This window comes from Enterococcus italicus DSM 15952, assembly GCF_000185365.1.
Lineage (GTDB): Bacteria > Bacillota > Bacilli > Lactobacillales > Enterococcaceae > Enterococcus_G > Enterococcus_G italicus.
Genome location: NZ_GL622241.1, coordinates 602,605 through 610,860 on the forward strand (window position 1 = coordinate 602,605; position 8,256 = coordinate 610,860).

18 protein-coding genes are annotated in these 8,256 nt (G+C 39.8%); all 18 read right to left on the reverse strand.

All coding sequences use genetic code 11. The annotated features are described in order from the left end of the window. Positions 1 to 16 precede the first annotated feature (16 nt). Genes rplR through rpsJ form a run of 18 tightly spaced genes read right to left on the reverse strand, consistent with a single transcriptional unit; the run spans position 17 to position 8,021 of the window. Positions 17 to 373: a 50S ribosomal protein L18 gene (gene rplR, locus HMPREF9088_RS02810; RefSeq protein ID WP_040366268.1), complete on the reverse strand. Its 357-nt coding sequence runs from the start codon at positions 371 to 373 to the stop codon at positions 17 to 19. Positions 374 to 432: 59 nt separating this feature from the next. Next, on the reverse strand, positions 433 to 969 hold the full coding sequence (gene rplF / locus HMPREF9088_RS02815; RefSeq protein WP_007207614.1) for a 50S ribosomal protein L6: 537 nt from the start codon (positions 967 to 969) through the stop codon (positions 433 to 435). Between the two features lie 31 nt (positions 970 to 1,000). After that, the gene (rpsH, locus tag HMPREF9088_RS02820) at positions 1,001 to 1,399 is read right to left on the reverse strand and encodes a 30S ribosomal protein S8 (RefSeq protein ID WP_007207615.1); all 399 of its coding nucleotides are present in this window, start codon (positions 1,397 to 1,399) and stop codon (positions 1,001 to 1,003) included. A gap of 35 nt (positions 1,400 to 1,434) precedes the next feature. Beyond that, a complete protein-coding gene (locus HMPREF9088_RS02825) occupies positions 1,435 to 1,620 on the reverse strand; it encodes a type Z 30S ribosomal protein S14 (protein ID WP_007207616.1) in 186 nt (61 codons plus the stop codon). Between the two features lie 18 nt (positions 1,621 to 1,638). Beyond that, positions 1,639 to 2,178, reverse strand: a complete 540-nt coding sequence (gene rplE / locus HMPREF9088_RS02830) for a 50S ribosomal protein L5 (protein WP_007207617.1) — start codon at positions 2,176 to 2,178, stop codon at positions 1,639 to 1,641. Positions 2,179 to 2,206: 28 nt separating this feature from the next. Next, a complete protein-coding gene (gene rplX, locus HMPREF9088_RS02835; protein WP_007207618.1) occupies positions 2,207 to 2,518 on the reverse strand; it encodes a 50S ribosomal protein L24 in 312 nt (103 codons plus the stop codon). Between the two features lie 34 nt (positions 2,519 to 2,552). Further along, positions 2,553 to 2,921 carry a 50S ribosomal protein L14 gene (rplN, locus tag HMPREF9088_RS02840; protein WP_007207619.1) on the reverse strand — a complete coding sequence of 123 codons (369 nt, stop codon included), beginning with the start codon at positions 2,919 to 2,921 and terminating at the stop codon, positions 2,553 to 2,555. A 59-nt stretch (positions 2,922 to 2,980) separates the two neighbouring features. Further along, on the reverse strand, positions 2,981 to 3,247 hold the full coding sequence (rpsQ, locus tag HMPREF9088_RS02845) for a 30S ribosomal protein S17 (protein ID WP_007207620.1): 267 nt from the start codon (positions 3,245 to 3,247) through the stop codon (positions 2,981 to 2,983). 24 nt (positions 3,248 to 3,271) lie between these two features. Then, positions 3,272 to 3,460, reverse strand: a complete 189-nt coding sequence (gene rpmC / locus HMPREF9088_RS02850; protein WP_007207621.1) for a 50S ribosomal protein L29 — start codon at positions 3,458 to 3,460, stop codon at positions 3,272 to 3,274. After that, entirely contained in the window at positions 3,450 to 3,884 is a 435-nt protein-coding gene (rplP, locus tag HMPREF9088_RS02855; protein ID WP_007207622.1) for a 50S ribosomal protein L16, read from the reverse strand. The genes rpmC and rplP overlap by 11 nt, the downstream gene beginning before the upstream one ends. A gap of 2 nt (positions 3,885 to 3,886) precedes the next feature. Next, on the reverse strand, positions 3,887 to 4,543 hold the full coding sequence (gene rpsC, locus HMPREF9088_RS02860) for a 30S ribosomal protein S3 (protein ID WP_007207623.1): 657 nt from the start codon (positions 4,541 to 4,543) through the stop codon (positions 3,887 to 3,889). Between the two features lie 13 nt (positions 4,544 to 4,556). Beyond that, positions 4,557 to 4,904: a 50S ribosomal protein L22 gene (gene rplV / locus HMPREF9088_RS02865; protein ID WP_007207624.1), complete on the reverse strand. Its 348-nt coding sequence runs from the start codon at positions 4,902 to 4,904 to the stop codon at positions 4,557 to 4,559. Between the two features lie 20 nt (positions 4,905 to 4,924). Further along, entirely contained in the window at positions 4,925 to 5,203 is a 279-nt protein-coding gene (rpsS, locus tag HMPREF9088_RS02870; RefSeq protein ID WP_007207625.1) for a 30S ribosomal protein S19, read from the reverse strand. A 42-nt stretch (positions 5,204 to 5,245) separates the two neighbouring features. Then, positions 5,246 to 6,079: a 50S ribosomal protein L2 gene (rplB, locus tag HMPREF9088_RS02875; protein WP_007207626.1), complete on the reverse strand. Its 834-nt coding sequence runs from the start codon at positions 6,077 to 6,079 to the stop codon at positions 5,246 to 5,248. A gap of 41 nt (positions 6,080 to 6,120) precedes the next feature. After that, on the reverse strand, positions 6,121 to 6,408 hold the full coding sequence (locus HMPREF9088_RS02880; protein ID WP_007207627.1) for a 50S ribosomal protein L23: 288 nt from the start codon (positions 6,406 to 6,408) through the stop codon (positions 6,121 to 6,123). Then, positions 6,408 to 7,031 (reverse strand): 50S ribosomal protein L4, encoded by a 624-nt coding sequence (gene rplD, locus HMPREF9088_RS02885; protein ID WP_007207628.1) that lies wholly within the window; start codon positions 7,029 to 7,031, stop codon positions 6,408 to 6,410. The genes HMPREF9088_RS02880 and rplD overlap by 1 nt, the downstream gene beginning before the upstream one ends. Positions 7,032 to 7,060: 29 nt before the next feature. Continuing rightward, entirely contained in the window at positions 7,061 to 7,690 is a 630-nt protein-coding gene (gene rplC, locus HMPREF9088_RS02890; protein WP_007207629.1) for a 50S ribosomal protein L3, read from the reverse strand. 22 nt (positions 7,691 to 7,712) lie between these two features. After that, on the reverse strand, positions 7,713 to 8,021 hold the full coding sequence (gene rpsJ / locus HMPREF9088_RS02895; RefSeq protein ID WP_002389727.1) for a 30S ribosomal protein S10: 309 nt from the start codon (positions 8,019 to 8,021) through the stop codon (positions 7,713 to 7,715). Positions 8,022 to 8,256 lie beyond the last annotated feature (235 nt).

Below are 8,256 nucleotides of genomic sequence, written 5' to 3' on the forward strand. Positions count from 1 at the left end.
GGTGTTCCTCCTTCTCCTAAAATTCTAGTCCATTTTCGCGTGCTGCTTCAGCTAAAGCTGCTACACGGCCATGGTAAAGGTATCCACCACGGTCAAAGACTACTTCTTTAATACCTTTTTCTGTTGCACGTTCTGCGACTAATTTACCGACAGCTTGTGCTTGTTCTGTTTTGTTTCCACCTGAAATTTCTTTATCTAAGGCAGAGGCACTTGCTAGCGTTACACCCGCTACGTCATCAATAACTTGCGCGTAGATGTTTTTGTTAGAACGGAAAATGTTCAAGCGTGGGCACTCAGCAGTACCAGAGATTTTGTTACGGACACGGCGATGTCTTTTTTGGCGTGTCTTATTTTTATCTGGTTTTGAAATCACAATTGTCACCTCTTTATTTATTTTGATTATGCTTTTTTTGTAAACAGAGTTGTCTACGATTATTTACCAGTTTTACCTTCTTTACGACGAACGAATTCACCAACGTAGCGGATTCCTTTGCCTTTATATGGTTCTGGCGGTCGCACACCACGAATGTTCGCTGCTAATTCACCAACTGTTTCTTTGCTAATTCCTTTAACAATAACAGAAGTATTGGCAGGCACTTCGATAGTAATGCCTTCTGGTGCTTCGATTTCAACTGGATGTGAATAACCAACGTTCAAGACAAGTTTTGATCCTTGTAATTGAGCACGGTATCCAACCCCAATTAATTCTAAAGCTTTTTGGAAACCTTCACTAACACCAACAACCATGTTGTTGAAGTTCGCGCGTGTAGTTCCATGTATTGTTTTCATTTCTTTGCTGTCATCCGGACGAGTGAATGTTACTTCATTTCCTTCGATTTTCATTTCGATATCTTTTGAAAATGTACGTGTTAATTCACCTTTAGGTCCTTTAACTGTAATGTCACTTCCGTTTTGCTTTACTTCAACGCCTGCAGGAAGAACAACAATCTTATTACCGATACGACTCACTTAGAGACACCTCCTTGTGTAATTTATTTGATTACCATACATAAGCGACTACTTCGCCGCCAACATTTTTAGCTCTAGCTTCTTTATCAGTGATAACACCTTCAGAAGTTGAGATAATCGCAATTCCTAAACCGTTTAAGACTTTTGGTACTTCGTCAGATTTAACGTAAGCACGTAGTCCTGGTTTAGAGATACGTTTCAAGTTAGTGATAACACGTTCACCATTTTTTCCATATTTCAAGAAGACACGGATCACGCCTTGTTTGTCATCTTCGATATATTCAACATCGCGAACGAAACCTTCTTTTTTCAAGATTTCTGCAATATCACGTTTGATTTTTGAAGCAGGTACTTCTAAAACTTCGTGTTTCACCATATTGGCATTACGAATTCGAGTTAGAAAATCTGCAATTGGATCTGTCATGACCATTAGATGATTTACCTCCTTTATGCGAGTTTACTTGTTTACCAGCTAGCTTTCTTCACGCCGGGAATTTGACCTTTGTAGGCAAGTTCGCGGAAGCAAATACGGCAAAGTTTAAATTTACGATAAACTGAATGTGGACGTCCACAACGTTCACAGCGAGTATACTCTTGAGTTGAGTGTTTTGCTGGACGTTTGTTTTTAGCAATCATTGATTTTTTAGCCACGTAGTTCGCCTCCTTTTTTTATTTTTGGAACGGCATGCCTAATTGTTTTAACAACTCACGAGACTCTTCATCTGTGTTCGCTGTTGTAACAATAACGATATCCATCCCACGTACTTTATCTACCAAATCATAATCTACTTCTGGGAAGATTAATTGTTCTTTCACACCTAACGTGTAGTTTCCACGTCCGTCAAATGCTTTTTTGCTGACACCATGGAAGTCACGTACACGTGGTAGAGATACAGACACTAATTTGTCTAAGAATTCGTACATTCTTTCGCCACGTAATGTAACTTTAGCTCCGATTGGCATTCCTTCACGTAAACGGAATCCAGCGATAGATTTTTTGGCTTTTGTAATTAAAGGTTTTTGACCTGAAATTAATTGTAATTCTTCTACTGCTTTATCTAAATTTTTTGCATTTGATACTGCATCACCTACACCCATGTTGATAACGATTTTATCAACTTTTGGTGCTTGCATGATTGAGCTATATTCAAACTTTTCCATCAATGATGGAACCACTTCATTCGTATATTTTTCTTTAAGGCGGTTCATTTAGTAAGCTCCTCCTTCCTTCGATTGATTACTTGTCTAGAACTTCACCGGTTTTTTTAGAAACGCGGACTTTTTTACCGTCTACTTCTTTATAGCCGACACGTGTAGCTTCACCGTTTGAAGGATCAATAACCATCACGTTAGAAACGTGAATTGGTGCTTCGACTTCAACGATTCCACCTTGAGGAGCAGCTTGAGAAGGTTTTTGGTGTTTTTTCACAACGTTTACACCTTCAACAACGACTTTATCTTTTTTCGGGAACGCTGCTAATACAACGCCTTCTTTGTTTTTGTCTTTTCCAGTGATAACTTTAACTTTATCGCCTTTTTTAACAAACATTACTGTTTCGCACCTCCTTTAGAATAAGTGACAATTATAGAACTTCTGGTGCTAGTGAAACGATCTTCATGAAGTTGTTTTCGCGTAGTTCACGAGCAACTGGGCCAAAGATACGTGTTCCACGTGGGCTCTTATCGTCACGGATAATTACCGCAGCATTTTCATCAAATTTAATGTAAGAACCGTCTGCACGACGAGCGCCTGTTTTCGTACGAACGATAACAGCTTTAACGACGTCACCTTTTTTGACAACCCCGCCTGGCGTTGCTTGTTTAACCGAAGCAACAATGATGTCTCCAATATTCGCAGTTTTGCGACCTGAACCACCAAGGACTTTGATTGTCAAGATTTCGCGAGCGCCTGAATTGTCAGCAACTTTTAAACGACTTTCTTGTTGGATCACGATGTGTATCCTCCTTTCAGATTTTGCAAATTCAATCTATATAGGAAAACCTCGTGTGATTAAATAATCACTGCTTTTTCAACAATCTCTACTAGACGGAAACGTTTCGTAGCTGATAATGGACGAGTTTCCATAATTTTCACGATATCGCCAACTTTTGCTTCGTTGTTTTCATCGTGTGCTTTGTATTTCTTAGAATAGTTCATACGTTTACCGTAGATTGGGTGATTTTTCTTTGTTTCAACCACAACTGTGATAGTTTTATCCATTTTGTCGGATACCACACGACCTTGATAAACTTTGCGTTGGTTTCTTTCTTCAGTCATACGTTAAATGGCCTCCTTCCAAAATTAGTTAGCTTGTTGACGCAACACAGTTTTAATGCGTGCAATCGATTTACGAACTTCTTTAATACGTGCAGTGTTTTCTAATTGACCTGTTGCTAATTGGAATCTCAAGTTAAACAATTCTTCTTTTAATTGTTTTTCTTGTTCTAGCATTTCGGCAGTGGTTAATTCTCTGATTTCTTTAACCTTCATTCGATTCACCACCCATTTCTTCACGTTTTACGATTTTCGTTTTCATTGGTAATTTGTGTGAAGCAAGACGTAATGCTTCGCGAGCTACTTCTTCAGGTACACCAGCGATTTCAAACATGATTTTACCACGTTTTACTGGAGATACCCAACCTTCAGGAGCCCCTTTACCAGAACCCATACGTACCCCAATCGCTTTGGCAGTATAAGATTTATGAGGGAAAATTTTGATCCATACTTTCCCACCACGTTTCATATAACGAGTCATGGCAATACGTGATGCTTCGATTTGACGGTTTGTAATCCAGTGAGATTCTACAGCTTGTAGGCCGTATTCACCAAAAGCAACTTCTTTTCCACCTTTCGCTTCTCCACGCATTTTACCACGGAATTCACGACGGTGTTTTACACGTTTAGGTACTAACATGCTTATTTCCCTCCTTTCTCAGTGTTCTTTTTTGCTGGAAGAATTTCTCCACGATAGATCCACACTTTAACTCCTAGTTTTCCGTATGTTGTATCTGCTTCTTCCCATGCGTAATCAATATCCGCACGTAATGTGTGTAATGGAACTGTTCCTTCAGAGTATCCTTCGCTACGAGCAATATCTGCACCGTTTAAACGACCTGATACTTGAGTTTTGATTCCTTTAGCGCCAGCACGCATTGAGCGTTGAATTGCTTGTTTTTGTGCACGACGGAAAGCTACACGACCTTCTAATTGACGGGCGATGCCTTCGCCAACTAATTTTGCATCTAAATCTGGTTTTTTGATTTCCACGATGTTGATGTGTACTTTTTTACCAGTTAATTTGTTTAATTCTTTTCTTAGGTTTTCGACTTCAGATCCACCTTTACCGATAACCATACCTGGTCTAGCTGTGTGAATTGATACGTTCACGCGATTTGCAGCGCGTTCGATTTCAACTGTCGACACAGCGGCATCAGCAAGTTTAGATGCGATGAATTTACGAATTCTTAAATCTTCGTGTAGAAAATCAGCATACTCTTTTTCAGCATACCATTTTGCATCCCAGTCACGGATAATGCCTACACGCATTCCAATTGGATGTACTTTTTGACCCACTGAATGTCCCTCCTTATTTTTCTGATACGACTACGGTGATGTGACTTGTACGTTTGTTGATTGGTGAAGCTGAACCTTTTGCACGTGGACGGAAACGTTTCATAGTTGGTCCTTCGTTTACAAATGCTTCAGATACTACCAAGTTCTCAACGTCTAAATCAAAGTTGTTTTCTGCATTCGCAATAGCTGACATTAGGACTTTTTCAATAACCCCTGCAGCTTTGTTCGGCGTGAACTTTAAGATTGCAATTGCTTCAGCAACATTTTTCCCTCTGATTAAATCAATCACAATACGTGATTTGCGAGGAGAAACGCGAACTGTTTTTGCAGTTGCTTTAGCTGACGTAATTTGTTCTGCCATTCTTATATCCTCCCCTCAAATTAACGTTTTGTTTTCTTATCATCACTTGCGTGACCACGATAAGTTCTAGTTGGTGCAAATTCACCTAATTTATGTCCTACCATGTCTTCTTGGACGTAAACTGGTACATGTTTACGGCCATCATAGACGGCAATTGTAAATCCTACAAAACTCGGGAAGATTGTCGAACGACGTGACCAAGTTTTGATAACTTTTTTCTTTTCAGCACCTTGTTGTGCGTCGACCTTTTTCATCAAATGATCATCGACAAAAGGTCCTTTCTTTAAACTACGACCCATGGTGAACCTCCTCTCAAAATGTGCGACACATGGTCAAAGAAATTATTTAGTGTTACGACGACGAACGATAAGTTTGTCTGATTTTGCTTTTTTGTTACGAGTTTTGTATCCAAGAGCTGGTTGACCCCATGGAGATACTGGAGCTTTACGTCCAACTGGAGCTTTACCTTCACCACCACCGTGTGGGTGATCATTAGGGTTCATTACGCTACCACGAACCGTTGGGCGTTTGCGCATCCAACGAGAACGACCGGCTTTACCGATGTTGATTAATTCGTGTTGTTCGTTACCAACAGCACCGATTGTTGCACGACAAGTAGCTAAGATCATACGAACTTCGCCTGAGTTCAAGCGGATTAATACGTATTTTCCTTCTTTACCTAATACTTGAGCGCTTGTACCAGCTGAACGGATTAATTGTCCGCCTTTACCTGGTTTCATTTCGATATTGTGGACAACTGTACCAACTGGAATGTTTGCCAATGGTAATGCGTTCCCTACTTTAATATCTGCTTCAGGTCCAGAAACGACAGTCATGCCAACTTCTAATCCTTTTGGTGCTAAGATGTATGCTTTTACTCCATCTTCGTAATGTACTAATGCAATATTAGCAGAACGGTTTGGATCATACTCAATTGTTTTTACTGTAGCAACAACGTTGTCTTTGTTACGTTTGAAGTCAACTAAACGGTATTGACGTTTGTGACCGCCACCTTGATGGCGAACTGTAATACGTCCGTTGTTGTTACGACCGGCATTATTTTTCAATGGTGCCAACAATGTTTTTTCTGGTGTTGAAGTAGTGATTTCCGCGAAATCAGAACTTGTCATATTGCGGCGACCATTTGAGGTAGGTTTGTACTTTTTAATAGCCACGTCTTTTTTCCCTCCTATTAATTTTTTTGAATAAATGATGCTTATTCAGCAGCGAATAATTCGATTTCTTTTGAAGCTTCAGTTAATGTTACAACCGCTTTGCGGCGTTTTTTTGTGTATCCTGCATATTTACCCATACGTTTAAATTTAGGACGCACGTTGATGATGTTTACGTTTTTCACTTCAACACCAAATGCTGCTTCAACAGCTTGTTTCACTAAAGTCTTGTTTGCGCGAGTGTCTACTTCGAAAGTGTATTTCTTTTCGTCCATGGCTAACATTGATTTTTCAGTGATAACTGGTTTTTTGATAATATCTAGTAAGTTCATTATGCAAGCACCTCCTCAATTTGAGTAAGAGCAGTTTGCGTTGCCAACACTTTGTTGTTTGATACAACGTCTAGGACGCTTACGTTATCAGCAGAAACAACAGAAACGTTTGGTAAGTTACGTGCAGACAATGCTACGAAGTCGTTTCCTTCTTCTAATACTACTAATACTTTTGCGTCAATAGACAAGTTAGCAAGAACTTGTTTAAATTCTTTTGTTTTTGGTGCATCAAAGCTTAATGCTTCAACAGCTACCAAGTTATTTGAAGCAACTTTTTCTGATAAAACAGATTTCATTGCTAAGCGACGAACTTTTTTAGGAAGTTTGTAGCTGTATGAACGTGGTGTTGGTCCAAATACAACGCCACCTCCACGCCATTGTGGTGAACGGATTGAACCTTGACGGGCACGACCTGTTCCTTTTTGGCGCCATGGTTTACGGCCACCACCACGAACAGCGCTACGATTTTTCACAGCGTGTGTTCCTTGTCTTAATGAAGCACGTTGCATGATGATTGCATCAAAGACAACTGATTCATTTGGTTCAATTCCGAAGATTTCTTCGTTTAAAGTAATTTCGCCATTTTGGCTTCCATCTTGTTTAAATAATGCTACATTCGGCATTCCTTAGTTCCTCCTTTCTTCCTATCTACTTATTTAGCTTTCACAGCTGATTTTATTGTAATCAATGATTTTTTCGCTCCAGGAACGTTACCTTTGATTAGGATAACATTGCGTTCAGCATCAACACGAACGATTTCCAAGTTTTGGATTGTTACGCGGTTGCCGCCCATACGACCTGCCAAGTGTTTGTTTTTAAACACGCGGTTTGGTGCAACTGGACCCATTGATCCAGGACGACGGTGGTAACGAGAACCGTGAGCCATTGGGCCGCGGCTTTGTCCGTGACGTTTGATAACGCCTTGGAATCCTTTACCTTTAGTTGTTCCTGTCACGTCAACGATGTCTCCAGCTTGAAATGCGTCAACTTTAATTTCTGATCCTACTTCTAAGCCCTCTAGCTCAACATCCTTGAATTCGCGAATGAAGCGCTTAGGAGCCGTGTTTGCTTTTGCAACATGACCTTTCGCAGGTTTGTTACTTAAAACTTCACGTAAATCTTGGTAACCAACTTGAACAGCTTCGTAGCCGTCGTTTTCAACAGTTTTTAATTGTAGGACTACGTTTGGTGTAGCTTCTACAACTGTTACTGGAATAAGTTCACCTGATTCAGTGAAGATTTGAGTCATTCCCACTTTTTTCCCTAAGATTCCTTTGGTCATGATTACACCTCCATCTTAATTTTTATAGTTTAATTTCAATGTTCACACCAGACGGTAAGTCAAGCTTCATTAAAGCATCAACTGTTTTTGGTGTTGGATTCACAATGTCGATTAGACGTTTGTGTGTACGCATTTCGAATTGTTCGCGTGAATCTTTGTATTTATGTGTCGCACGGATAACTGTGTAAAGACTACGTTCAGTTGGTAATGGAATTGGACCAGATACGTCAGCTCCAGTTCTTTTTGCAGTTTCTACGATTTTATCCGCTGATTGATCTAAAATACGATGTTCATACGCTTTTAAACGGATACGAATTTTTTGTTTTGCCATTGTTTTCCCTCCTTCGCCTATTTTAAAAGTAGACATAGCTCCACGAAAATTTTCCGTCACGCTCGTCCATGGCAAAGCGTCCGGGCGTGTCGCAACCTCTCGTTTCCTAGCCGGCAGAAATTCTTTTCTACCAGTACTATTCCTATTTTTTTGAACAGCACCTTTATGATTATAGTATGTTTTTTCTGCAATAGCAAGAACTTTCTACCAAAAAATCAAAGAAATAAAAAACTTT